This is a genomic window from Rhizobium sp. PRIMUS64, assembly GCF_023006465.1.
In the GTDB taxonomy this organism is placed as follows: domain Bacteria; phylum Pseudomonadota; class Alphaproteobacteria; order Rhizobiales; family Rhizobiaceae; genus Rhizobium; species Rhizobium leguminosarum.
In genome coordinates, this window is record NZ_JALBGX010000042.1 from 29,146 (window position 1) to 53,316 (window position 24,171).

The 24,171-nt window shown below is 58.0% G+C and carries 20 protein-coding genes, 1 tRNA gene and 1 pseudogene; 15 read left to right on the forward strand and 7 right to left on the reverse strand.

Translation table 11 applies throughout. From position 1 onward, the window contains the following. Window positions 1-82: 82 nt before the first annotated feature. From MOV76_RS18045 to MOV76_RS18055, 3 genes are read right to left on the reverse strand one after another with little or no spacing between them, the layout of a single operon-like run. Complete coding sequence (locus tag MOV76_RS18045) at window positions 83-1,693, reverse strand: TylF/MycF/NovP-related O-methyltransferase (protein WP_247265012.1); 1,611 nt, start codon at window positions 1,691-1,693, stop codon at window positions 83-85. A 14-nt stretch (window positions 1,694-1,707) separates the two neighbouring features. Beyond that, window positions 1,708-3,006, reverse strand: coding sequence for an ABC transporter ATP-binding protein (locus MOV76_RS18050; RefSeq protein ID WP_050578580.1), 1,299 nt, complete (start codon window positions 3,004-3,006; stop codon window positions 1,708-1,710). Further along, window positions 3,006-3,866, reverse strand: a complete 861-nt coding sequence (locus MOV76_RS18055) for an ABC transporter permease (RefSeq protein ID WP_028734780.1) — start codon at window positions 3,864-3,866, stop codon at window positions 3,006-3,008. Before MOV76_RS18055 ends, MOV76_RS18050 begins: the two co-directional genes overlap by 1 nt. Before the next feature lie 205 nt (window positions 3,867-4,071). On the opposite strand from MOV76_RS18055, the gene MOV76_RS18060 reads away from it, so the two are divergent. The 6 genes from MOV76_RS18060 (at window position 4,072) to MOV76_RS18085 (ending at window position 12,008) form a co-directional block, all read left to right on the forward strand. Continuing rightward, window positions 4,072-5,205 (forward strand): hypothetical protein, encoded by a 1,134-nt coding sequence (locus MOV76_RS18060; RefSeq protein ID WP_028734779.1) that lies wholly within the window; start codon window positions 4,072-4,074, stop codon window positions 5,203-5,205. Window positions 5,206-5,263: 58 nt separating this feature from the next. Further along, entirely contained in the window at window positions 5,264-7,702 is a 2,439-nt protein-coding gene (locus tag MOV76_RS18065; protein WP_028734778.1) for a hypothetical protein, read from the forward strand. A 136-nt stretch (window positions 7,703-7,838) separates the two neighbouring features. Beyond that, window positions 7,839-8,801, forward strand: a complete 963-nt coding sequence (locus tag MOV76_RS18070) for a glycosyltransferase (protein ID WP_050578579.1) — start codon at window positions 7,839-7,841, stop codon at window positions 8,799-8,801. A gap of 38 nt (window positions 8,802-8,839) precedes the next feature. After that, complete coding sequence (locus tag MOV76_RS18075) at window positions 8,840-9,922, forward strand: NAD(P)-dependent oxidoreductase (RefSeq protein WP_197728230.1); 1,083 nt, start codon at window positions 8,840-8,842, stop codon at window positions 9,920-9,922. Between the two features lie 9 nt (window positions 9,923-9,931). Beyond that, on the forward strand, window positions 9,932-10,771 hold the full coding sequence (locus tag MOV76_RS18080; protein WP_065277103.1) for a glycosyltransferase: 840 nt from the start codon (window positions 9,932-9,934) through the stop codon (window positions 10,769-10,771). Between the two features lie 241 nt (window positions 10,772-11,012). Then, window positions 11,013-12,008 carry an SIS domain-containing protein gene (locus MOV76_RS18085; RefSeq protein ID WP_112905115.1) on the forward strand — a complete coding sequence of 332 codons (996 nt, stop codon included), beginning with the start codon at window positions 11,013-11,015 and terminating at the stop codon, window positions 12,006-12,008. Window positions 12,009-12,239: 231 nt separating this feature from the next. On the opposite strand, the gene MOV76_RS18090 is transcribed toward MOV76_RS18085, so the two are convergent. Continuing rightward, window positions 12,240-12,313 (reverse strand) — tRNA-Gln (locus MOV76_RS18090). 242 nt (window positions 12,314-12,555) lie between these two features. Between MOV76_RS18090 and MOV76_RS18095 the strand changes: the two genes are divergently transcribed. The 3 genes from MOV76_RS18095 to MOV76_RS18105 all read left to right on the forward strand — a co-directional run bounded on the left by MOV76_RS18095 (window position 12,556) and on the right by MOV76_RS18105 (window position 15,392). Beyond that, window positions 12,556-14,121: a Ppx/GppA phosphatase family protein gene (locus tag MOV76_RS18095; protein WP_247265013.1), complete on the forward strand. Its 1,566-nt coding sequence runs from the start codon at window positions 12,556-12,558 to the stop codon at window positions 14,119-14,121. A gap of 9 nt (window positions 14,122-14,130) precedes the next feature. Then, window positions 14,131-14,850 carry an RlmE family RNA methyltransferase gene (locus MOV76_RS18100; protein WP_018449420.1) on the forward strand — a complete coding sequence of 240 codons (720 nt, stop codon included), beginning with the start codon at window positions 14,131-14,133 and terminating at the stop codon, window positions 14,848-14,850. 158 nt (window positions 14,851-15,008) lie between these two features. Next, window positions 15,009-15,392 carry a VOC family protein gene (locus tag MOV76_RS18105; protein ID WP_247265014.1) on the forward strand — a complete coding sequence of 128 codons (384 nt, stop codon included), beginning with the start codon at window positions 15,009-15,011 and terminating at the stop codon, window positions 15,390-15,392. Window positions 15,393-15,499: 107 nt separating this feature from the next. Here the strand turns inward: MOV76_RS18105 and MOV76_RS18110 are convergent, their stop codons facing one another. Next, a complete protein-coding gene (locus MOV76_RS18110; RefSeq protein WP_247265015.1) occupies window positions 15,500-16,924 on the reverse strand; it encodes a DHA2 family efflux MFS transporter permease subunit in 1,425 nt (474 codons plus the stop codon). Window positions 16,925-17,174: 250 nt separating this feature from the next. Here MOV76_RS18110 and MOV76_RS18115 point away from each other — a divergent pair, with 250 nt between their 5' ends. The 3 genes from MOV76_RS18115 (at window position 17,175) to MOV76_RS18125 (ending at window position 20,590) form a co-directional block, all read left to right on the forward strand. Further along, the gene (locus MOV76_RS18115; RefSeq protein WP_247265016.1) at window positions 17,175-18,167 is read left to right on the forward strand and encodes an MBL fold metallo-hydrolase; all 993 of its coding nucleotides are present in this window, start codon (window positions 17,175-17,177) and stop codon (window positions 18,165-18,167) included. Window positions 18,168-18,548: 381 nt separating this feature from the next. Continuing rightward, window positions 18,549-20,033: an IMP dehydrogenase gene (gene guaB, locus MOV76_RS18120; RefSeq protein WP_018244933.1), complete on the forward strand. Its 1,485-nt coding sequence runs from the start codon at window positions 18,549-18,551 to the stop codon at window positions 20,031-20,033. 2 nt (window positions 20,034-20,035) lie between these two features. Then, the gene (locus MOV76_RS18125; protein WP_131605784.1) at window positions 20,036-20,590 is read left to right on the forward strand and encodes a hypothetical protein; all 555 of its coding nucleotides are present in this window, start codon (window positions 20,036-20,038) and stop codon (window positions 20,588-20,590) included. Window positions 20,591-20,598: 8 nt separating this feature from the next. Here MOV76_RS18125 and MOV76_RS18130 read toward each other — a convergent pair whose 3' ends face one another. Continuing rightward, window positions 20,599-21,516, reverse strand: a complete 918-nt coding sequence (locus MOV76_RS18130) for a LysR family transcriptional regulator (protein ID WP_130749366.1) — start codon at window positions 21,514-21,516, stop codon at window positions 20,599-20,601. A gap of 92 nt (window positions 21,517-21,608) precedes the next feature. On the opposite strand from MOV76_RS18130, the gene MOV76_RS18135 reads away from it, so the two are divergent. The 3 genes from MOV76_RS18135 to MOV76_RS18145 all read left to right on the forward strand — a co-directional run bounded on the left by MOV76_RS18135 (window position 21,609) and on the right by MOV76_RS18145 (window position 23,759). Continuing rightward, window positions 21,609-22,364: an SDR family NAD(P)-dependent oxidoreductase gene (locus MOV76_RS18135; RefSeq protein WP_247265017.1), complete on the forward strand. Its 756-nt coding sequence runs from the start codon at window positions 21,609-21,611 to the stop codon at window positions 22,362-22,364. Between the two features lie 112 nt (window positions 22,365-22,476). Beyond that, a complete protein-coding gene (locus tag MOV76_RS18140) occupies window positions 22,477-22,893 on the forward strand; it encodes an MAPEG family protein (protein WP_247265018.1) in 417 nt (138 codons plus the stop codon). Window positions 22,894-23,117: 224 nt separating this feature from the next. Then, entirely contained in the window at window positions 23,118-23,759 is a 642-nt protein-coding gene (locus tag MOV76_RS18145) for a TetR/AcrR family transcriptional regulator (RefSeq protein ID WP_247265019.1), read from the forward strand. A 6-nt stretch (window positions 23,760-23,765) separates the two neighbouring features. On the opposite strand, the pseudogene MOV76_RS18150 reads toward MOV76_RS18145, so the two are convergent. Beyond that, window positions 23,766-24,171: pseudogene (locus MOV76_RS18150) on the reverse strand (LysR family transcriptional regulator); the annotation flags it as partial.

Here is a 24,171-nt window from a genome sequence, read left to right on the forward strand (position 1 = left end):
CAGCGCAGATGACCGCGCGTACGGTGAGGAGAGGCGAGGCAGACGCCAACATCGGCAACCTCGGAGGATTGACAGAGATTCGCTAGCGTTTTCGCTGAACGGCAATGGAGCGCTTAATCACCACCGGCTCGAATTCAGGTGATTGCGCGAGCCACTGATCCACTGCCTTCCGACATCCGGAATAAGACGAATAGTCGTCAAATATAATGTAACCGCCCTTTACGATATGTGGCGCAATGCGATCGATGCAAGTCTTCACCGAATCGTACCAATCGCCGTCGATATGAGCGACTGCGACGGGTTCTGTCAGGTTCATCGTATCCTGGAACAATCCCTTGATGAAATGGATGTTGTGCTCGAAGGCAGGAAAGCCGAAAGTCTTGAGGTTGTCGGCGACAAGCTGCTTTGTATCGCCAAGGTAACCGTAATATTGATCCTGGCCAAGGCCGTGGGACTGCCCAGACTCGATTTGAGCATAGCGCTCATGTGCATCAAGCCCGTCTTCCGGCCCAGGAGCTGGGATCTGGTCGTAAACGTCATACAGGTCTAGTGGCCTATTGTGAGATTTATAATGGCACATGAAGATAGCCGAGCCGCCAAGGGCGACCCCCGCCTCAACGAACCGCCCTTCCAGTTTGTTCCGTTCCACATCAACAATACAATCGTGAAGGATGGCCAGTTTGTCATAGCCGCAGTATGTCAAATTGCGAGCGCGCAGCTCATCGGAAAGCGTCTTGATTTCGGTGCGTATTTGCTCGCCTTCGTCAGGACCTTTTCTCTTCGTCGCTATCGCGCCGTTGCTCTCCGGCTGTTGTTCGCCACGTCGGGATTCAGCGTGTCGAATCCGCTCCAGCCGCCAAATTTTAAAGAGTGCCCAGGGCAGAAACGGATAGGCAAGAAATGCCGATGGCCTAAAGGGCTTGGCACGTGCGACCGTGAAATACGGCCCCATATAATGCTTGAGATTACCTTTGAAGTGATACAGCCGACACTTCGTCGTCGGCTTGAGGATGTCATGATCGCTCAATTTCGGGGTGAAATTATATTGTTCGCAGTCCAGCAGAAGGATGTGTCCCAGCCAGTTTTCGATCACTTGAAGGTTACGCATTTTGCTGTGATGTAGGCCCACAAGATCACGGAGCGCGAGCTGGTCGCCGAACCATGTCTTTTCCTCCTCGCTCATAGACGTGTAGTTTTCAATCATCTGAGACATCATGCTCACTACGCGCTTGCGCGCTTCGTCACCGCTATTGACGATCAACAAGCCGCCGTTGATCGGTGAGTTGTGGGAGCGTCGGTATGTCAACGCGAGATCAAAGGTACCGGTCTTCTGTTCAAATAAGTGGGCGAAGCTTCTGAGGCAGAGCATGTCGGAGTCGAGCAGGAATACCGGGTGTTCGCTGCCGAGGCGCGTGAGTGCATCGCGTTGCCAGATCATGCGCTCATACATTATTCGATCGATGTCGATTTCGCGACGCCAGATCGTAGCACCCGGCAATTTAAATCGGCTGTCTGTATCCGTAAGAATGGTGAGGGTCGTGCCTGGGTGGTAACGCTGGAATGACGCCCACATGAGGGCAATCATTTTGTGATAATCCCGCGCGCGAAAGTCTCCATATTTGGTTCGATCGATAACAGCAGCGCCTTTATCGACATGAAACACAACAAGTTGCACTGACCTTTCATTCAGCATGCCCGGACGCCTCGTCAAAGATCTTCTGCTCCTTCAAAATCCACGTCCTCCGGATCCGGCGCAGTAACAGCCAAGCCTGCGAGGTCGATGTGCAGCGGCGGTATATAGTGCGAACGAATTATCTTTCCCTCGGGTCGCAGTACTCGGACACTCTTCTCTTCCACGTGACACAGTATGTCCATCATCGATCCCTGCGAGATGTTGACTCTGATCGAGTAAAGGCCAGGCAAATAGATGACAGGATCAAATTTCATGCGAACCGTGTGCCTGCCTTTGGTAATTTGTACCCATCCCAATTCATCTCGTGTCGAGGAGGGATGATAGACCACTGGTTCGACCACCGGCTTAAACATGACGTTGAAAGCACACTCGTCAAGGTCTTCATGAGCTGTCACGGCTACTTCGACGGTCAAATCCTCGCCAGGAAAAATCTGCTCAATTTCGTGGCCGGCATTGTCAAGCAATCGGACGTGGTCGATGGTTATTTTCTTGCCTGTCGCAATCGATGTCGCAGAGGTTGAGGGCTTGTCCCGACTGTTTAGCTTTTCTCTTGTTGTGCTGGCTTGATCGGCTTCATAGGCATCGAGAACGGACTTCGAATCTCCCTCTGCCAGCACCTGGCCCTTCCGCAGATAGATTGCTCGATCTGTCAAGTACTCTATCGAAAGCCGGGAATGGGAGACGAGAATGAGAGATGCCCCTCCCTTGCGGATATCGTTGATCTTGTTGCGGCACTTTACGCGGAAGCTCGCATCCCCGACTGCCAGTACCTCGTCGACGATGAGAAGTTGCGGGTCGGTGTGGACGGCGCATGCAAATCCAAGCCTCATCCTCATGCCCGTAGAATAGGTGCCGAGCGGGGCGTCGATGCTTTCGCCGATCTCCGCAAAATCGACGACCGCGTCGTAGCTCGCTCGGATTTCATCCGTGGTCATCCCAAGAAGCGACATATTGAGGTAGATGTTCTGAGAGCCACTGAGGCTGGGTTCAAAGCCTGCGCCGAGAGCCAGCATGGGTGCGATCTTGCCACGGGTCTCGATCGTTCCGGATGTCGGGTTTATGACCCCGGCTATCAGGCGAAGCAGGGTGGTCTTGCCGCTGCCATTGACTCCGACAAGGCCAAGTGACTCGCCTTTCCTAAGCTCCAGATTTATGTTTCGAAGCGCCCAAAATTCGCCAGCCTTCAGCTTGCTGGGGTCCTCCTTAAAGGCGCCTCCAATTAGCGTACGAATGCCCGAGGTAAAGGAACCTTTCAGATCGCGATTGAACTTTTTGTTCAAACCGTTGACACGGACGACGGCATTCTCTGACATCATCGTCCTCCCAACAGCATGCGCTCGACGATGAGCGGCTTAGCCTTGATGAAGAAGCGCAAACCAATAATCAGTAGACCCAACACTGTCAGACCGAACACAATCGACAGTGGAATGTCAATTGGCGCACCTGCCATCGCCTTGCGAGCTGGTAAAGCTATCGGGGCAATCGGATGAAAATATAAAACAGTCTCCAATGTTGTGCCGGGCCGCGGCTGAAAGAACACCGGGCTAACTAAGAGACCGAACGACAAAAATAGCTGGAAGATACGCTTAACGTCCTCCACCAATAGCGCAAAGGGAGCAATAAAGGCGCCAAGCATTGCCGCAAAGACGGTCCCGAACAGGATGATCCCGCAGCTAAGTATGACTCTCAACGGGTCAATTCCAAAGGCAAGCGACATCAGGGCGACGAAAAGAATACGGATCAGGCCGTCGACCAGGATTGCAAACAACTGGCTGAGCACGATGCTGAGCATTGGAAAGCGGACACGTGCGATGAACGACCGGGAGGCTTCAACCGATCGCACCCCTAGCATAAGAGCCTCACCAAAATTCAACCACGCCACCACTCCAATCATATAGAATATGAAAAACGGAAGATTGATGTCTGGCGCGAACATGATTCCAGATTGATGGGCTCCGTGCGCCGCCACCGTCAGGACAACGATAGGGAAAATGATCCAGAAATAGCCGAGGAATGATCGGCTGAATTTGGCCTTGAGCTGCGGTCGGAACAATTGATAGGCAAGCGCGATGCTATGCCGGACCCGTTTGGCCGGCGAAGGCGTGCCATCGAAATCAATGTTTTCAGTCTGCATGCTGAGAAACAAACGTCCTATCTTGGTGGTAAATTGCATGGTCAGCGGGGCACCGATATTCAGCTTTTGGCCGGTGCGCCAGCGAAAACTTCTCCCGCACGCCGTTTTGAGGCGTCTTGCCCCCGGCTCCGAACGAACACGATAGCTCGGGTGGGGATAATGTTTGCGATTGGGTTTCTCCTGCTATATCTAAAGCGGCAACTCAAGAGATGTACGAGTATTGCTACCGATGAAGTGCCGTTGAATGCTGCGCCGTATCGCCCGTATTTTCCGCCCCACCCCTCAGGGCCAATCGACCTCGAAGATTTCTCCGCTCATATTCGATCGCCATTTTTCCGACGCTCGGCATAGGGTGGTGATAATGGCTGATGGAGCTGGTGCAACTCAGCGAATAAGCTTTGATTTGCCGCTGACGTTACGCCGGCAGACCGGGGAAGTTGCGCTCGCTATGTTTGAGGAGTCGGTCATTTCGACCCCTCAAGATATGCGTACACTTCTGTCGTCTTTGCATCCTACTATAGTGGTGGCGAGCCGCTATGGAGGTGTCGGTTCGAAGGAGGTCGTTGCTTACTGTCACAGCGCGGGCATTTCGCTCGTGAGCCATTTCGACGATGACTTGTTTGACGTTCCGCTCTCGCTGGGTAAGGCAAAGTACGATCGGTACCATGATCCTATCCGCCTGCAGAGCATGCGAGCGCTCTGCGAAGGCGCTAGCCTTATTTACCTGTCCACCGAAGAGCTGAAGAGACGTTTTAACCGCTATGACTTCAGGTCCGAGGCCATCGCCGGCGAGATATATTGCCCCGCCTCAAATGACATAAAGCGAGAACTGTCGGACAAGCTCCTGTTCGGCTACATGGGGACTGCCGGTCACGCGGAGGATCTCGCGCAAGTCCTGCCGTCCATCGAGCATGTGCTGGATCGTCTCCCGGAAGCGCGCTTCGAAACCTTCGGATCGATCAAGATGCCGCCTGAAATGGTTCGGAAATACGGAAGCAGGGTGCGCGCCATTCCGCCGACGGCGGACTATAATGGTTTCCTCGCGAGGATGCGTGAGCTTGACTGGAAAGTGGGCTTGGCGCCGCTGGTGCGCAATCCGTTCAATGACTGCAAGGCAAATACCAAGTTCATAGAGTATGCGAGTTCTGGCGTCCTGCCCGTGCTGTCGACAGGACCGGTCTATGCTCGTATTTGCGATATTACGGGCTTGCCCCAAACCGTGAACGAAACCTGGTCAGAACGAATCATCGAATTGCTTTCGATGCCCCAGAGCCAAGCGGCTTCTTTGTTGCAGAACGTGCAGGATAGGATCGCGGAGTTTTATTCTCTTGCGAGATTGGAGGACCAAGTTGTAAGGGTCCTGCGGTTGCATGTTTGAATGCAAGAGCGATCCTCGGTGACGCCTTGCGCAGTATGGATCTATTCCTGGAAGCCACATGAAGATTGCTTGGGTATCGGCAGACATCAGCCCGAACGTTGCCAGTTTCAGGTATCGCGCGCTTTATCCCAGCTTCGCCCTTGCGGACAATGGATTCCAAAATGCCTATTTCTCGGTTCGCGATGCCAAGATCGAGCATTTGAAGGAGTACGATGTCGTCATATTCGTCAAGACCGTAAGCCATGTTTTGACCGCGATTATGCGGGAGCTCCGCGAACGGTACGCACGAAAGGTCTTTCTCGATCTATGCGATTATGTCACGCATCCCAGGTACGGCAACAGCTCGGGGGAACTGCGCAGGGTTATCATTCTCTCTCAGGCGCCCTACATCGACGCTATCGTGGTGCCAACGGAGCAGCTGAGGAAGGTTTTATCCGCTTCGCTTTCGGGTTCAATTCCGATCGTTGTTATTCCTGATCAAGCGGAGTCTAGCGCGCTCATTGAGCGCACGCGTGTTTTCAGCGTCAAAAAGATTGATGCCTATAGTCTTGCTGAACTTCGCCGGCTTATTCGCCCTCGTACCCGCTTGGCCGACTTGAAATCCAAGATAGGGCGGACGAGACAACAGGCGCGAGAGTCCTTTCTGTCTTTTCGGATCCTGGTCGCAGAGCTGTCTCGCACGCCGCGTAAGTTGCCGGCGAGGCTGTATGATCGGCTTCGTGGTTATTGGGCAACTCGCCCTCGGCTAGTGACTGCAGGTCGCAATAAGATGCCGGCGGATCAGGCACCTGTCTCGGGTCTTAACGGTGGCAAGAAGCTCATCTGGTTCGGAAACGCGGGTTCGGACAGCTTTCAATCGGGCATACAAACCCTGACGCTCATTGCATCTGATCTGATCCGCCTTGCGCAGACGGTTGATTTCGAACTGGTCGTTATGAGTAGCCGCTCTGATGCTTATAGGACTTTGATAGAGCCACTCCCATTCCGGTCACGATTTGAGTTGTGGAGCCAGGAGGGCTGCTTTGAGGCTGTCAGGGCGAGTGATGCCTTCCTCATGCCCCAGATCGAGGATGAATTTTCAGAGTGTAAATCGGCCAATCGCGCGCTTCTGGCGCTTAGCTGCGGTACTCCGGTGATAGCTTCGCGTCTGATGTCTCTCGAGCCGTTAAAGGATTGCATCGTAACCGATGATTGGGAGGGCGGATTTCGACGGTATCTTCTCGATGAAGCGGCGACAGAGGCGGACATTGAGAAGGCAAGATCGATTATTGAGAAAGAATTCTCGGCAGAGGCTACTGGCCGGAAATGGCTCGAGCTTATGCGGCTGGAGAAGCCTCGGCCTGCCAAATCCCCGCGGATTGCTATATTCTTCCATCTTCTGCAGGACATTCATGTGCTGCTGCCAGTTGTGACGGCTTTGGTCGCCGACGCTGGCGAAGACATGAATGGCAACCGCCATGATGTGGATGTGGTGCTTCTGAAGTCGGTATACCTTCAACAGCCGGATATCGTGCGAGAGATCGTAAACACCGGTGCGCGTCTTCGTCTTCTCACGGAGGACACGGACGAGGGCAATCTGCGAGCGCTCGATGTGAAGTCCGCGTCCGTCCTTATCGTCGGTGCGGAGACTTCCTTGCGCCCACATCGATTGGTTCACGCGGCCGTGTTGAAAGCCAATGAACTCGGTATTCCAACGATATCCATGCAACATGGATTGGAAGCGCCGGGTTTATCCTACTTTGATGATCGCCATACCAGTGATGTGAAAATTGCGTCGTCATCCATATTCACCTATGGCGATCCTGCGCGACTGCCGAAGCAAGCATCATCTGATCTTGTGCGACGCTGCATTCCCGTAGGACGATTTGCGCCAAGCACGTCGCGGCACCTTGCGACGCTTCAGAGCAGCCTCGAGGCGATGAACCCTCGCCGCCTACCGGTGATCGCGATTTTTGAGAATCTGCATTGGCATCGGTATGAAGCCGATGGCTATCGCGGGCACTTCAGCGCGAATATCGAACGACTGGTGGACACGTTCAAGGATGTGTTTTTTGTCATAAAACCGCATCCGGCTGGCGTCTGGCTGCAAAAGAATCCCCGCATAACAACCCGGGCCAACGCGCTTCTACTGCACCGGGATGATCCCGGGTTCGCCGGTGTCACCGCCGCCGATTTACTCTCGGCCTCACTAGCGGCCATAACAACTCCCTCGACAGTTGCAGTAGATGCAACCCAGCTTTGCCGGCCGGTTCTGGTCTTTGCCAATACGTTGGATTTGCCTCTGTTTGAACCGCTCGAAATCGGTCGTTCCTATGAGGATATAGAGGCTTTTGTAACCCGTGCTCTTGACGGCAGTGCGACTATGGATGCCGTCAGCCGCTTCAAATCGTCCGCGTTGGCGGCGGGAAACGTTGCGTCCAACATCGTGTGTGAGATTGATCGCCTATTAGAAGATCGCACGCCAAAACCGCCACAAAACGAGCACTTTAGCGAGTGATACCTCGCCCACGGCTCATCATTCTCCGCGGCATCAAAAGCTGTCTATTCCCGCTAATTCCATTTGATCCGATGGCGGGTAAGAATGTATGAGTGAAACACGCAACTTATCGGATCCAGCAGGAAGGCGATTGACGATGCCGACTTTTATAACCCAGATCAACGATCTTGCTACCCGCAATCTGGATGATGACACCATCCGCGTATTTGTCGGAACGGACAGCTCGCAGATGCTTGCTGTCAACGTTCTGGAATACTCGATCAAGCGCCATACCAATGCAAAGGTTGAGGTCTTTGGAATGCTGGATTTGCCGGTGCCCGCACCGGTCGATCCGAGAAATGGTCAGCGTACGGGCTTCTCCTTTTCCCGCTTCACCATTCCAGCGCTGAATGGGTATAAGGGCAAGGCGATCTACATGGACGCCGACATGATCGTCATGAAAGACATCAAGGAATTGTGGAATATTCCCTTCGACGGCGCGAAGATCATTGTCCAGCAAGAGGTCAAGCACGCTGAGGTGACGACGGCGAAGGAGGGAGCGCCTGCCGCCCGTAAGAAGCAATGCGCTGTGATGCTGATCGATTGTGCCGCTTGCGCCTGGAAGGTCGAGGAGATCGTCCAGGGGATGGATGATGGCAAATACGATTACGATCAGTTGATGAGCCAATTCTGCATTCTCGAAGAAAACGAGGTCAAGTATGGCGTTCCATTCGAATGGAACTCACTTGAGCATTGGGACGTAAACACGCGCCTGCTGCACTACACCGACGTCTATACTCAGCCATGGACCTATAGTGGCCATCCACTCGGATACATCTGGTTCAATGAAGTGAACCGAATGGTTGCCGAGGGGCAGTTGGCGATGGATCAGATTAAGAAAGAGATCGATATGGGCTATTTCCGGCCCTCTCTGATCGCTGATCTCAAGTATCTCAATAAAATTCCGGGTTTTGCACGCAAGGCCTGGTACAATTATCACAAGGCCAATGATAAGCGCCTGGGATATGTTGCGCATAAGGAAGTGTACGAGGCCAAGCGTCTCCGTACCAAGGCCATCAAGGAATATGAGGCGAAACTGGCCGCCGAGAAGGCAGCCTGATTCCGACCCCGTTATGATGCCCAAGGAGATTCTTGATAGTGAAGCAAGACACAGTATTGGTCACCGGTGGCATGGGCTTCATCGGGAGGCGGCTCATTGCACGCCTGGCGCAGCGGCCAGACATTAAGTCCGTTGTCGCGCTCGACAACTTTCATCCCCAAGTCCACGGTGAGAAACCGGCTAAATCTATCGAGGGGGCGATTGTTGAAGAAGGATCGGTGTCAGACAGGGCTTTCTTTGAAGGGGTGCTTGAACGACACGATCCCGATCTGATTTTCCATCTTGCGGCCGAAACCGGGACCGGTCAGAGTTATCACGAAATTTCTCGATATTGTGATACCAACATCAATGGAACCGCCTATCTGATTGAAGGGTTGCGTAAGCTTCCCGACAAGACGAGACGGCTCGTTCTCGCCTCTTCCAGGGCAGTCTACGGGGAGGGCGCCTACAAATCGAGCGTCGGCGAAATCTTCACACCTAAGCCGCGTCCAAGCGAGACTATGTCTAAGGGGATTTTTGATCTCTACGACAGCGTTGGTGAAGCGGCTACCCCTGTCGCTACTCCTGAAGGCATTACTCTGCGTCCGTCAAGCATCTATGCTTCCACAAAGCTGATGCAGGAATACATATGCGTCCAAGGCCTCGACAACACGCGCATCCAACCCGTAATTCTCAGATTTCAGAATGTTTACGGGCCCGGGCAGAGTAGCCGGAATCCCTATACCGGTGTGCTCTCGATTTTTGGCCAGCAGATTTTAGACGGCAAGATTCTGAACATCTATGAGGATGGCGAGATCGTCCGCGATTTCGTTTACGTCGATGACATCGTCGAGGCGCTGATGCTTGCTGCCGTTGCTGGCAGCGCTGACAGTGAGCCGATAAATGTGGGAAGCGGCACTAGCACGACAATTCGTTATGCTGCTGAGTGCTTGCTCACCGAACTGGGCGCCAGCAAGGAAAACCTTCGCATTTCTGGCGATTTCCGACCAGGGGATGTCCGTTTTGCGCTTGCCGATAATACCCGGGCTCGGACTTTGTTAGGGTACGAACCGAAAGTGAGCCTGGAAACGGGCATCGCGCAGCTTGCCCGCCACATAAAATCAGAACGCACCCAAAGATAGGCCGACCATATGGCGAACTTGGACCCAATCCAGATATTTATTGGCACCGATGAATACCAGATGATTGGCGCGAAGGTGCTGGCTCACAGCATCACTTCGCGTACAAGTGCTCCGGTGAAGATTCACTATCTCAGCGATTATGCTGCTCCTTCGCCTCAGAATCCGGCACTAAGGTCCAAGACTGGCTTCAGTTTCACGCGTTTCATGATTCCGCAAATCTGCGGCTATGAGGGCCGGGCAATCTATCTGGATGCGGATATGCTGGTCTTTACCGATATCGCCGAATTATGGAATTGGCCGATGCCTGACGGGGTATCGCTTTTGTACGCTGAACAGCCGCCTGAACGCGGTCGTCGACCGCAATACAGCGTTTTCCTGGTAGACTGCGCCAAAGCGCGCTGGGCTGCCAAGGAGCTAATGCAAAAGCTCGATACTGGTGTCTATGACTATCATTCTCTGGTCTACGAATTCTCTCATATGTCTGCCGACGAAAAGGCGATGATCTTGCCGTTCCGATGGAATGCGCTCGAATACTATGACAGTGGCGAGACGAGCCTTATCCACTTCACCGATATGAATCGCCAGCCATGGGTAGAGCCGACCAATCCTAATCGAGACGTGTTTTACGCGGCAGTGAACGCTGCGCTGGACGCAGGTGCTGTTACATTGGCGGATATCAATCAAGCTATCGACAAAGGCTATATCCATCCTGCATTCCCGAAATGGATCGGCCGTTCGAAATCTTCAAGTTTCTTCCGCGATTTGTTCTGGCCTGCCCCTTATCTGCGCCTGCTGCCCGTTCAACATCGCATTCTCGCCCGTCTTAAGCGGTTACCGTCCTTGCTCTGAAATGTTCGATCGCGGTTGGGCGCCGCCTTCATACGGTTCGCTGCTTGATTGGCCCATACAAAGCCCACGTCACCGCCGGAGCGAAAGAGTGGGGCGAGGAACGGCACGAGTACTCACCTTTCTGCTATTTGACCTCTTCTCAAGCCGGTAAAACGGTGGCCCCTTTTCGCATTCGTTGCACAGATGCCGACCGAAATCGTGCGGGGTGGACTTGGAAAGTGAAAAGGTCTAACGCAACTTCATGATCAGAAGAGCGATAAACCTCGTTGAAAACAGCGTGCTCGAGTCGGCAAAACGCACGGTAGAGACCGAAAGACGCGGTCTTGAAGCGCTCGAACAGGCCTTTGACGATGGCTTGGCCGGTCCTTTCACACGGGCCGTCGAAGTCATCGGCGACATCTCCGGACGCGTCATCGTCACCGGCGTCGGCAAGAGCGGGCATATCGGCGCCAAGCTGGCGGCGACATTCGCCTCAACGGGAACGCCCGCCTTTTTCGTGCATGCGGCGGAGGCCAATCACGGCGATCTCGGCATGATTGCGCGCGACGACGTCGTCTTGGCGATTTCCAAAGGTGGCGAGAGCGCCGAGCTCAAGAGTATCATTTCCTTCACGCGGCGCTTCTCCATTCCGCTGATCGCGATCACCTGCAGCGAAGGGTCCTCGCTGGCGACCGCCGCCGATATCGTCCTGCTGATGCCGAACGAGCAGGAGGCCTGCCCGAATGGGCTGGCGCCGACGACCTCGACGCTGATGCAGCTTGCAATCGGCGACGCGCTGGCGGTGGCGCTCCTGGAGGCGCGCGGCTTTACCGCTACGGATTTCCACGTCTTCCATCCCGGCGGCAAGCTGGGTGCGAGCCTGATGCATGTCGCCGATGTCATGCATACCGGCGAGCGGCTGCCGCTCGTTGCCAAGGGCACACCGATGCCGGAGGCGATCACCGTGCTGTCGCGCAAGCATTTCGGCTGCGTCGGGGTGCTGGATGAAGATGGGCGGCTCTGCGGCATCGTCACCGAAGGCGACATGGCGCGCAATCTGACGCGCAATCTTTCAGAGCTTGCCGTCGACGATATCATGACGCGGACGCCGAAGACGGTGAAGCCGACGGTGCTGGCGACCGCAGCACTGGCGCTGCTCAACCAGCATCACATCGGCGCGCTGATCGTCATCGACGATGACAGCCGGCCGGTCGGGCTGGTGCACTTCCACGACCTGCTGCGGATCGGCGTCGCCTGATCAGGCTCGTTTGTTCAGACGGGCTCGACTCTGAGGTCGCGGCCATTGCCAGCAGAATCGCAGTTGGTCGCGCTATAGAAGGCGCTTCTGGCCATAATCCGTGGGAGGCGCGATCTTGCTATCGAACGTGCGGAATTGCAGGGAACTGCATTGCAAGCACCCGCAACATCACATGGGCAAGTTTGCTGCCCTACGCCTGGTCGCCACGTTGATTCAACCGAGAAAAATTTTTGGCTGGGGAACCTGGATTCGAACCAAGATTAACGGAGTCAGAGTCCGTCGTTCTACCATTGAACTATTCCCCAGCAGTTGCCGCCGAAGCATGGCTTGGCTGCTGTGCGGCGCTTATAACCAAAAGCGGGCGGATTGCAAATAGCCGATTTGAAAAAATTCAGTGCGGTGCGGAAGAGGTGAAACCACCCGCAAACCCCCGTCCAAAAAAGAATTTGGCGATTTCGGCGGGCGCTGATATTCTTGCCGCAACGCAAAAATCGAATGAGCGCCTGCTGCATATCTCAAGACTTGCGCGGCGCGGTGGAAAAACAACGTGGAAGACCCCGAAGGCGGCGCAAAGCCGCAATTTGACGGGGCGTCGGCGGCAGGGCGCAAGGACGGCAAGAAGTCCAGGCGCCGCAAGGGCAAACGTAGTGGGCAATCCCGCAACGCGGCTCATCCCGCTTCGCATGAGCCTTCCGGCGGTGCCGGACAGCCAGCGCGCCCGATGGAAGATGCAGCCGGTAATCCGGCCCGCAAGCGCAAGCGTCGCCGTCGTGGCGGCCAAGGTGCTGCGCAGGATGGTTCACTTCAACCTCATGTGATGGAACAGGCCGGAGCGGCAGATCATGCCGCCCGGTCCGATGGCGATTCGGCGCCGAGCCGCCGCAACCGCCGGAAGCATCGCGGCAAGCGCGGTCTTCAGGGCCGGCCGCTGACATCGGCAAAACCATCAGGTGTCTCGCAACAGGAACGCCGCGCGGAAGAGACGGCGCCCGGTGTCGAACTGCGTGAAACGTTGAATGGCGCGAACGCCAACCGCAGGGGCCGCCAGGAAAGCCATAGCAATCCCGCGCATCAGGGGGATCGCCAGGCCGGCGAGCATGCTTGGCCGGAGGAGCTCTATGCCGCTCTCGATCTCGGCACCAACAATTGCCGTCTCCTCATTGCCCAGCCGACCCGTCCGGGACAATTTCGCGTTGTCGATGCTTTTTCCCGCATCGTGCGCCTCGGCGAAGGCCTAGCGGCCAGCGGCCGTCTGTCCGACGAGGCGATGGAGCGGGCGATCGAGGCGTTGAGGATCTGCGCCTCCAAGCTCAGGAACCGGGAGATCCGCCGCATGCGGCTGATCGCCACCGAAGCCTGCCGCCAAGCCGTCAATGGCGAGGAATTCCTCAGTCGGGTCGTTGCCGAAACCGGCCTCGCGCTCGAGATCATCGATCGCGAGACCGAGGCGCGGCTTGCCGTCTCCGGCTGCTCCTCGCTGGTCGGTCGCGAGACGCGCTCCGTCGTGCTGTTCGATATCGGCGGCGGTTCGTCGGAGATTGCCGTCATCCGTATCGGCGACAATCGCTTCAGCCGCCTCGCCAATCACATCACCCACTGGACCTCGCTGCCGGTCGGCGTTGTCACGCTGTCGGAGCGCCATGGCGGGCACGACGTCACGCCGGAGGCTTTCGAAGGCATGGTGCGCGAAGTCGAAGGCATGCTCGGACACTTCGATTGCCCGGAGATCGAGGTCGCCCAGACCGGCGACTTCCATCTGATCGGCACGTCTGGCACGGTGACGACGCTTGCCGGCGTCCATCTCGATCTGCCGCGTTATGACCGGCGCAAGGTCGATGGCATCTGGCTGTCCGATGACGAGGTCTCCGCCATGCAGGCAAAGCTTCTCTCCTGGGATTTCGCAAGCCGCGCCGCCAATCCCTGCATCGGGCCTGATCGGGCCGATCTGGTGCTTGCTGGCTGCGCCATTCTCGAGGCGATCCGCCGCCGCTGGCCAAGCCCGCGCATGCGCGTTGCCGATCGTGGCTTGAGGGAAGGCCTGCTCACAGACATGATGGCCGATGACGGCGTGTGGCGGCGCAACCGTAACCGCCGCGGCCAGCGCGCGAGATAGGAAGAAGGCATGACCAAGGCACCGATCGCGGGAAACCGCACCGGCCGCAAGCTCGGCCAGCGCGTCAAAAACAAGAAGATGAAGGCCTCCTCCCGCCAATGGCTGGAGCGCCACCTCAACGATCCCTATGTGCAGCGCGCCCAGCTCGAAGGCTATCGCGCCCGTGCCGCCTTCAAGCTGCTGGAGATCGACGAAAAACATCATATCCTGCGCGGCGCCAAGCGCATCATCGATCTCGGCGCTGCGCCGGGCAGCTGGTCGCAGATCGCAGCCAAGGTCACCGGCTCGACGGATGATGATATTCGTGTGGCCGCGATCGATTTCCTTGAGATGACCCAGCTGCCGGGGGTCAAGATCCTGCAGCTCGATTTCCTCGATCCCAGTGCGCCGGAAAAGCTGCTGGAGGCCGTCGGCGGCACGCCCGATCTTGTCATCTCAGACATGGCGGCGCCAACCACTGGCCACCACCGCACCGACCATCTGCGCACCATGCATCTCTGCGAAGTCGCGGCACATTTCGCCGTCGAAGTGCTCCAGGAAGGCGGACATTTTCTCACCAAGACCTTCCAGGGTGGCACCGAGCGTGAGCTGCTCGCCATGCTGAAGCAGAACTTCCGCCAGGTCGTCCATGTCAAGCCGAACTCGTCGCGCGCCGAATCGGTCGAGATGTTCCTGCTGGCCAAGGGGTTCAAGGGGCGCAAGGCCGAAGGCGACGCTGAAGAAGCTTGATCTTCGTGCCGGTCCTGACGGATGATGGCGATCGACTGCATAGCTCCTTAAAACGCTGTCGATTTAAGGATGAGATATGCAGCAATGGAAAGCGTTGCCGCGTCCTTTGCGTATCTGAAAGGGCGCGCGGCGCTGTCAGGATTTGAACCGCTGATCCCATGCTTCTTTACGTCACGCTCGGAACCAACGACCTTTATCGCGCAGGGCATTTTTATGATGCCGTGCTGTCTGTGCTCGGTTACCGCCGCCAGCGCTCTTCCGAAGAGGAAATCGGCTATGCCGCCGAGGGCGATACCCGCTGCCGCTTCTGGGTGGTGACGCCCTTCAATCGCCGCCGGGCGACCTCAGGCAATGGCGCCATGGTGGCGCTCGCAGCCGAAACACGGGCGGATGTCGACGCCTTCCATGCGGCAGCGATCGCGGCAGGCGCCGTGGATGAAGGTGAACCCGGCCTGCGCGCCTACCATGCCCATTTCTATGCCGCCTATGTCCGTGACCTCGACGGCAACAAGCTTTCTGCCGTCTGCGAAAACCCGGAGTAACGGCGCCTAAACCGTCGCAATCTTTCAGATTCGCTCCTCGCGCTTCAGTCTTTGTTTCCACGCATGTCGTTACCGCAAAACCGCTGCACGCTTTTGCGCGACATGCTCTATTTCACCGCGTGCTGTTCGGCTTCAACAGTTGCTGCCGTCATCGTCTTCAAACGGTGGCCGGAAACGAGCGCACCGGCATTGCGGTCCATCCGGATGAAGGGAATGGTCGCAATCACCGTCAGTCCGGCAATGATGTAGAAGGCAAGGTGGAAATCGGCCACCTGCAGTGCTTCGCCGCTGATGTAGATCGAGCTCTCCAGGATCGCGGCGGCGACCGCAACACCGAGCGCCAGGCTGACCTGCTGCATCACCGAGCTCATCGATGTCGCCTGGCTGGCTTCGGCATCATCGATGTCGGCGAAGGCAAGCGCATTGACGCCGGTGAACATGAAGGAGCGGGAGAAGCCGCCGAGCAGCAGCACGCCGATGATGACGAGGTGCGGCGTCGACGGCGTGAACAGGCCGGTGATGACAGTCACCAGGGTGGTTACCCCGGCGGCGCCGAGAAGCGTGGTGCGGAAGCCGGCGGCGGCAAAGACCCGCTTCGCCATGAACTTGGTCGTGATCGCCCCGATCGCCCCGGCAAAGGTGATGAGGCCGGATTGGAACGGCGTCAGCCCGAAGCCGAGCTGCAGCATCAACGGCGTCAGGAAGGGCATGGCGCCAACGCAAATGCGAAACAGCGTGCCGCCCAAGGTGGAGGCGCGGAACGTCGGGTTCTTGAACAGGTTGAGGTTGAGGATCGGCGCCGGGTGCCGCTTGGCATGGCGCACGTAGAGGAGGCCGCAGCTGAGGCCGATCAAGGTGGCGGTGACGCCGATGATCGGGGGCAGGGCCGGCAGACTGACCACCGACAGGCCGAAGACGACGCCCGCAGCCGATAGCGAGGTCAGCACGAAACCGGTGAAATCGAGCCGCGGCGGCGCCGTCGCTTCCACCTCCGGCAGGAAGATCGTCGCAAGCCAGATGCCGATAATGCCGACCGGCACGTTGATCAGGAAGATCCAGTGCCAGCTGAAATAGGTGGTGATGAAGCCGCCGAGCGGCGGTCCTGTAAGCGGGCCGACAAGTGCGGGGATGGTGAGCAGCGCCATGGCCGAGACCAGATCGCTGCGCTTCGTGGTGCGCACCAGCACGAGACGGCCGACCGGGGTCATCATCGCGCCGCCCATGCCCTGCAGGAAGCGGGCAAACACGAATTCGACGAGGTTGGACGAGATCGCGCAGAAGATCGAGCCGATGACGAAGACGGAGATGGCAAGCCGGAAGATCTTCTTGGCGCCGAACCTGTCGGCCATCCAGCCGCTGACGGGGATGAACACCGCCAGCGCCACCATGTAGGAGGTCAGCGCGAGCTTCAGCGTGATCGGCCCGACATGCAAATCACTAGCGATCGCCGGCAGCGCCGTCGAAATGACGGTCGAGTCCATCTGTTCCATGAAAAGGGCGACGGCAAGGATCAGCGGGACGATGCGATTCATAGGCGGGAGCCTTGATGGGGCAGCGGATTGGAGCTGGAAAGGCTCGTGCTGTTTAGTCCCAGCTGCGGGTTATGCCAATCCCCAAATCCGGGTCGACGACACGTTTGCTTCACGTCTGCGTGAGACGGCTTGCGCATCAACGTTGCGTGTCAAGATTGAGATATGTCGACTCCGCCGGGCATGAAAACCTGGCGGAACTGACATCGGGGGCCGTGCGGCGACGCACCGCACGTCATAAGAGGATGGACATATGGCAATTTCATCGGGAATAAAGCGGCGCACCCTTTTTGCCGCGGGCCTTGGCCTGCTGGCGGCGCCGGCAATTTTTAAAGAGAGGGCCGAAGCGGCCGCAACTGGAGACAGCAATCATATGGATGGAACGCCTTTGCCCGAGGTCAATCAATTCAAGCTCGGTTCCTATAAGTTCACCGTCGTCCGCGATGGCACCAGCATTGTCGAAAAGCCCTATGAAACCTTCGGCACCAATCAGGACCCCGAAACCGTCAAGGCGTTGCTGACCGCAAACTTCCTGCCGGCCGACAAGTTCATGAATGGCTATACGCCGGCCCTTATCGATACCGGTTCGGATGTCATCCTCGTCGATACCGGCTTCGGCGCCAGCGGCCGGGCACGTGGCGCCGGTCAACTGACCGAAGGCCTGAAGGCGGCGGGATATTCAACCGACGACGTCACGCTGGTGGCGCTCACCCATCTGCACGGCGATCATATCGGCGGTCTGATGGAAGACGGTGCGGCTGCCTTCAAGAATGCCCGCTATGTCGTCGGCCAGGCCGAATATGATTTCTGGTCGGACAAGGCACGTGAGGGCACGCCGGCCGAAGGCGGTCACAAGGCGGTGCTTGCCAATGTGGTGCCGCTCGCCGAAAAGACCACTTTCATTAAGGAAGGGGACAGTTTCGCGCCCGGCATAACGGCGATGCTGGCGGCCGGCCACTCACCGGGGCATATGGTGTTCCACGTCGAATCCGAGGGCAAGCGCCTTGTACTCACCGGCGATACGGCCAATCACTATATCCTGTCGCTGCTGCGGCCGGATTGGGAAGTGCGCTTCGACATGGACAAGACGCAGGCGGCGGCCACGCGCCGCAAGATCTTCGAGATGATTGCGAGCGAGAAGATCGCCTTCCTTGGCTATCACATGCCGTTCCCGGCGGTAGGCTTCGTCGAAAGGCAGGATGGCGGTTATCGCTTCGTGCCGAAGACCTATCAGTTCAACATCTGATCCGAACCGGTTCAGCCTTTCACGGAAGCGCTGGACCGCTCTAACGTCTTGTTTTTATGCAATTCCGAACGGAAAAGCGCTTACAGCGCCGCGCGTCTTTTCAGACGCGCAAAGGACGCTGTAACACTTTCAATCCTCGCATCGAGCTTCCGAAAATCGATTCCGATTTTCGGGCCGATGCGCTGGCGCTTTTCCTGCAATGCTCTTGGCGCATGGCACCCATGACGAGCCCGGCGGACATGCCGGGCTTTTTGCTATTTCCTTCCTGTCATAGACGTGTTACCAGCCCTCGCCAACTTCCAAGCAACCCATGCAGACCGCCGGGGCGGACGATTCGTTTCCGGACAGGGTCGCATTTTTATTAAATGAAGGAATTTGGCCATGGCACGCATCATTGAAACGGCAACCGGCGCAGACGCGCTTACCTTCGACGACGTGCTGCTGCAGCCGGGACATTCCGAGGTCATGCCGGGCCAGACGAATATCTCCACCCGCATCGCCCGGGATTTCGAACTCAACATCCCGATCATCTCATCAGCCATGGATACCGTCACCGAGAGCCGCCTGGCGATCGCCATGGCCCAGGCCGGCGGCCTTGGCGTCATTCATCGCAACCTGACGCCGATCGAGCAGGCCGAGCAGGTCCGGCAAGTGAAGAAATTCGAAAGCGGCATGGTTGTCAATCCGGTGACGATCGGCCCCGATGCGACGCTTGCCGATGCGCTCGGGCTCATGAAATCCTACAGCATTTCCGGCATCCCTGTCGTGGAGAAGTCCGGCCGCCTCGTCGGGATCCTGACCAACCGCGACGTCCGCTTCGCTACCGATCAGGAACAGAAGATCCATGAGCTGATGACCAAGGACAAACTGGTCACCGTCAAGGAAAACGTCGATCAACAGGAGGCCAAGCGCCTGCTGCATTCGCATCGCATCGAGAAGCTGCTGGTGGTCGATACCGAAGGCCGTTGCGTCGGCCTCATCACCGTCAAGGATATCGAGAAGTCGCAGCTGAACCCGAACGCTTCCAAGGATGCGCAGGGCAGGCTTCGCGCTGCCGCCGCCATCAGCGTCGGCGATGATGGCTTCGAGCGCGCCGAGCGGCTGATCGAGGCCGGCGTCGACCTTCTGGTCGTCGATACCGCCCATGGCCACTCGCAGCGCGTCCTTGATGCCGTCACGCGCGTCAAGAAGCTTTCCAACTCGGTGCGGATCATGGCCGGCAACGTCGCCACCTATGACGGCACCAGGGCGCTGATCGATGCCGGCGCCGATGCCGTCAAGGTCGGTATCGGTCCGGGTTCGATCTGCACGACGCGCATCGTCGCCGGCGTCGGTGTGCCGCAGCTCGCCGCCATCATGTCGGCGGTGCAGGCCGCGAATGATCAGGACGTGCCCGTCATCGCCGATGGCGGCATCAAGTTCTCCGGCGATCTTGCCAAGGCGATTGCCGCCGGCGCTTCCGCCGTCATGATCGGCTCGCTGCTTGCCGGCACCGATGAGAGCCCGGGCGAGGTCTATCTCTACCAGGGACGCTCCTTCAAGGCCTATCGTGGCATGGGCTCCGTTGGCGCCATGGCCCGCGGCTCGGCCGACCGTTACTTCCAGGCCGAGGTGCGAGACACGCTGAAGCTTGTGCCTGAGGGCATCGAAGGTCAGGTGCCGTACAAGGGACCGGTTTCGGGTGTTATCCACCAGCTCGCCGGCGGCCTCAAAGCGGCCATGGGCTATGTCGGCGGCAAGGACCTCAAGGATTTCCAGGACCGCGCCACGTTCGTGCGCATCTCCGGTGCCGGTCTTCGCGAAAGCCACGCCCATGACGTGACGATCACCCGCGAGAGCCCGAACTATCCGGGCGCCGGCCTCTGATCATGAAGGCGGGCAGCCGGATTCCTCTCTGGATCGTCGCGCTGCTCGCAGCCCTCTGTCTTGCCGTGCTCGCCTGGACGACCTTCGGCTTCGTCGTTCCGTTCAAGCACGAAACCGGCCAGGCGGTGCTCGATACCTATTTCGCCGGTTACGACGAGTCTGCGGTCTTCCATATGCAGAAGCTGCTCGATGAGAACGAGACGGCGACCAGGTTGCTGCGCGCCATGTATTTCGGGCCGGAGCTGATCTTTCCGGCATTGCTGACGGCGCTGCTGTTTCTCGCCTTCCTCAAGCTCGGTCCCGGCGGCGCATGGTTCGGCCGATCGGCGCATCCGCTCGTCGGCAAGGCGGTCTACCTGCTGCCGTTCATCTACGGCATCGCCGATTACGGCGAGAACATCTCGAGCCTGATCGCCTTCGGCGATGGTACGCCCTCAGGCCTTGCAACACAGCTGCTGCCGTGGATGACGCGGCTGAAATTCGCAAGCCTTGCTATCTGCTTCATCCTCATCGCCCGGCTCGCCATCGCCCGCTGGCTCTCACCGCGCCAAGACTAAGGGTGCTATCAGCCTGTCCACCGCCACGTCGGATTTGAAAGCCGCGCCACCATGAAATCCGAGAGCACCTCCACCTTCGCAGGCCGAGCCCGGGCAGAGGGCGTGACGAAATAGAGTGCTCCGCTCGGCAGCGTCCAGTCGGCGAGGATCGCTTTCAACCTGCCATCGGCGAGATATTCATGCGCCATGAATTCCGGCAACTCTACAATTCCAAGGCCGTGCAGCGCCATCGGAATCAAGGCTTGCGAATTGGTGGAGCGCAACGGACCGGCCGGCACGACAACTTCCTCTTCGCCTGCCTTATTGCGAAAGCGCCAGACGTCCTGGCGCGGCCGATAGGCGTACCCTAGGCAATGGTCAGCCTTAAGCTCGCGCGGATGCCGCGGCGCACCGTATCTATCGAGGTACGCCGGTGCAGCGAGAATGAACGGAGCGACCGCTGTCAGCCTCCGGGCGACCAATGAGGAATCCGGCAGAACGGCAATTCTCAGGGCAGCATCGAAACCGTCTCCCACCAGGTCGACGATGGCGTCGCTCATATGCAGGTCGATAGAAATATCGGGATAGAGGTCGAAAAAGTCGGGCAGGATCGGCGCCAGCCAGCGTGTGCCGAAGGCCATCGGCACGGCAAGCCGGATAAGCCCCCGCGGTTGGCTGGACAGCTCGCGCGCTGCATTTTCCGCAGCCTCTGCCTCCGCATAGAGCCGCGAGGCACTGTCGACCAATCGCAAGCCGAAATCCGTCAGCGCCAGTTGCCGCGAGGTGCGGTTGAAGAGCCGTGCGCCAAGTCTCTCCTCCAGCCGGCTGACAGCCCGCGAAACGGTAGGCACAGACACACCGAGCGTCCTAGCGGCGCGGGCGAAAGAACGCTCTTCTGCGACCTTGGCGAACATTGCGAGGCCTTCGAAATCCGGAAATTTCGTCATTTCATTCCTGCAATAATAGCTTTCATTTCTTTCTATTTCGAAACGTTCGTCGCGTCCATATCTCAGCCTTGGTCGAACAACAGGAGACGACAATGACACAGAGGTTGAGTGGAAAGATTGCAGTGATTACTGGCGCAACGTCGGGCATCGGTCTTGCGACTGCCAAGCGTTTCGCCGCCGAAGGCGCCCAGCTTTTCGTGACCGGCCGGCGCAGGGACGTGCTCGACGCGGCCGTTGCGGAGATAGGGGGTAAGGTTGTTGGCATCCAGGCGGACTCGGCAAAGCTGGCGGACCTTGACCGGCTCTATGACCGCGTGAAAGCCGAAGCCGGCCGGATAGATGTGTTGTTCGTCAATGCCGGCGGTGGTTCGATGCTGCCACTCGGCGAAATTACCGAAGAGCAGTATGACGACACGTTCGACAGAAATGTGAAAGGTGTTCTTTTCACCGTGCAAAAGGCGCTGCCGCTGCTCGGTCAGGGCTCATCGGTTATCTTGACGGGATCGACGGCGGGCTCGACGGGCACTCCGGCCTTCAGCGTCTACGCCGCCTCGAAGGCCGCGCTACGAAGCTTCGCTCGCAACTGGATCCTCGATCTCAAGGATCGCGGCATTCGTATCAATACGCTGAGCCCCGGTCCGACAAAGACAACCGGTCTCGTCGAACTCGCCGGCAAGGATGAGGTGCAACAGCAGGGCCTGCTCAATTATCTCGCAACGCAGGTGCCAATGGGGCGCGTCGGCCGCGCCGAAGAGATCGCCGCCGCCGCACTCTTTCTCGCTTCCGACGATTCGAGCTTCGTCACCGGTACCGAACTCTTTGCCGACGGCGGCGCCGCGCAGGTGTGATGAAGTCCGGCGGCCCGCCAGTTTTTGATGGCGGGCCGCCGACGCTGGTATCCCGATCGTCTTTCGACTAATGCTCGCGTCGAAATCGGAAGCGGAAAGGAAACGGCCACACATGACCGGCTATCAAATCTTCTGGCCACTCCTCGCCCATGTGGCCCTGGTCTATGGTCTTTATGCGGTTCTTGGGCTTCGGCGTGCAAAAATGGTCCGCGCCGGCACCATCGCGAAATCGGATTATCGCGAAAATCGTGACGAGCCGGCCGAAAGCCTTGTCGTCAAGAACTGCCTCGCCAACCAGTTCGAACTGCCTGTGCTGTTCTACGCCTGCTGCATTCTTCTTTATTTCACCGAGGCCGACAATCTCGTCGCCCTCGGCCTCGCCTGGGCCTTCGTCGCCCTGCGCTACGCCCACGCCGCCATCCATGTCACCAGCAACGACTTGCGTTATCGCAGCCCGATCTTCGCCGCCGGTTATTTGGCTCTGGCCGCCATGTGGGTCTGGCTCGCCATTTGGATGGCGATGGGGTGAAACGGCAGGCGAGTTGGCCCATCAACCATCATGCGGATTAGATCGCTTGGATCGGGTTGTGAGTCGATAAAGCCGCAGCCTAAAATCGCGATTACACACGCTTTTCCCGGCCGTTAAAATGCGAACGTTTCCATTTACGGCGGATGAAGACCTGCATGTCATATCGACCCGATGCGGTGATTTGGCACATGCCTTCCGCCGCGAACAAAAAGAATGGGAACGACATGGGCGCGGAAAGCATGGATCGGATAGGCCTGCGAAGGAAGCCGAAGCAGGAACGCAGCATCCAGAGGCTGGACCTCATTCTCGCCGCCGCCGCCAAGATCATCGCCGAAAAGGGCGTCAGCGCCATGCGGATGACGGAGCTCGCCGCCGCCGCCAAGGTGCCGATCGGTTCGGTTTACCAGTATTTCCCGGAGAAGGCGGCGATCGTCAAAGCCCTGTTCGACCAGCACGCCTCGGCGATCCAGGCGAAGATGGCGGCGATGTTCACCGGCGTACAGTCACTTGATCAGGCGCTGGATGTCGTCTGCGCCACCATCGACTGGTATTACGATTCCTACCACAACGATCCCGTCTATCTCGGCGTCTGGATGGGAACGGAGACCGATCAGGATCTGTTACAGCTGAATATCGAGCATAGCGGTCACGTCGCCGGCATCTTCCGTGACGCCGTGCGCCAACTGGCTCCCGACCTTTGCGACGAAGAAATGTATGCGCGCACTTACCTGTTCAGCCACCTGATCGGCGCCGTCATCCGGCTTGCCGCCGTGAGCGAGGAGGCCCTAGCGCGGCGTATGCTCGATGAGTGGAAGCGCGTCATCCGCGCCTCCCTTTTCACCGCGACCGTGTCGCGCGCCGCCTGAGAGTTCTTACCAGCTTGGGACCATATTGGCCGCCTTCAGCCGCGGATAAAGGCGCGCCTGAGCGGATTTGACATCCGCTTCGAGCGTGTCGTCGACGACAGTGGGCGTGATATTGTCGAGGCAGGCGGTGATATGTGCCGTGATCGCGTTCATCAGCGAGAGCGAAACGCCAGGCCGCTTCATGATGCCGATCTGCACCGGCGGCAGCGCCGGGAAGCCGTCCGCCTGGCTCAGCACCTTCATGCCCGTCCGCAGCGCCGATTCCGGCATCACCGAAACCGCCATGCCGGCAAGCACGGCGGCGGCAACGACGGTGCAGGACCAGCTGGTGAACAGGATCTGGTGCTCGCGTCCCACAGCATCGAGCGCCGAGCAGGCGAGCTGGCGCCACAGGCAGTCGCGCCGGCCGACG

Bases quoted from the DNA above. Each gene is read 5' to 3' on its own strand.
- MOV76_RS18115 (WP_247265016.1), top strand. From the start codon at position 17,175: ATGGCAATTTCATCGGGAATAAAGCGGCGCACCCTTTTTGCCGCGGGC.
- MOV76_RS18130 (WP_130749366.1), bottom strand. From the start codon at position 21,516: ATGACGAAATTTCCGGATTTCGAAGGCCTCGCAATGTTCGCCAAGGTC.
- MOV76_RS18050 (WP_050578580.1), bottom strand. From the start codon at position 3,006: ATGTCAGAGAATGCCGTCGTCCGTGTCAACGGTTTGAACAAAAAGTTC.
- MOV76_RS18055 (WP_028734780.1), bottom strand. From the start codon at position 3,866: ATGCAATTTACCACCAAGATAGGACGTTTGTTTCTCAGCATGCAGACT.
- MOV76_RS18110 (WP_247265015.1), bottom strand. From the start codon at position 16,924: ATGAATCGCATCGTCCCGCTGATCCTTGCCGTCGCCCTTTTCATGGAA.
- MOV76_RS18060 (WP_028734779.1), top strand. From the start codon at position 4,072: ATGCTGCGCCGTATCGCCCGTATTTTCCGCCCCACCCCTCAGGGCCAA.
- MOV76_RS18045 (WP_247265012.1), bottom strand. From the start codon at position 1,693: ATGCTGAATGAAAGGTCAGTGCAACTTGTTGTGTTTCATGTCGATAAA.
- MOV76_RS18145 (WP_247265019.1), top strand. From the start codon at position 23,118: ATGGGCGCGGAAAGCATGGATCGGATAGGCCTGCGAAGGAAGCCGAAG.
- MOV76_RS18080 (WP_065277103.1), top strand. From the start codon at position 9,932: ATGGCGAACTTGGACCCAATCCAGATATTTATTGGCACCGATGAATAC.
- MOV76_RS18065 (WP_028734778.1), top strand. From the start codon at position 5,264: ATGAAGATTGCTTGGGTATCGGCAGACATCAGCCCGAACGTTGCCAGT.
- MOV76_RS18135 (WP_247265017.1), top strand. From the start codon at position 21,609: ATGACACAGAGGTTGAGTGGAAAGATTGCAGTGATTACTGGCGCAACG.
- guaB (WP_018244933.1), top strand. From the start codon at position 18,549: ATGGCACGCATCATTGAAACGGCAACCGGCGCAGACGCGCTTACCTTC.
- MOV76_RS18140 (WP_247265018.1), top strand. From the start codon at position 22,477: ATGACCGGCTATCAAATCTTCTGGCCACTCCTCGCCCATGTGGCCCTG.
- MOV76_RS18105 (WP_247265014.1), top strand. From the start codon at position 15,009: ATGCTTCTTTACGTCACGCTCGGAACCAACGACCTTTATCGCGCAGGG.
- MOV76_RS18085 (WP_112905115.1), top strand. From the start codon at position 11,013: ATGATCAGAAGAGCGATAAACCTCGTTGAAAACAGCGTGCTCGAGTCG.
- MOV76_RS18100 (WP_018449420.1), top strand. From the start codon at position 14,131: ATGACCAAGGCACCGATCGCGGGAAACCGCACCGGCCGCAAGCTCGGC.
- MOV76_RS18125 (WP_131605784.1), top strand. From the start codon at position 20,036: ATGAAGGCGGGCAGCCGGATTCCTCTCTGGATCGTCGCGCTGCTCGCA.
- MOV76_RS18070 (WP_050578579.1), top strand. From the start codon at position 7,839: ATGCCGACTTTTATAACCCAGATCAACGATCTTGCTACCCGCAATCTG.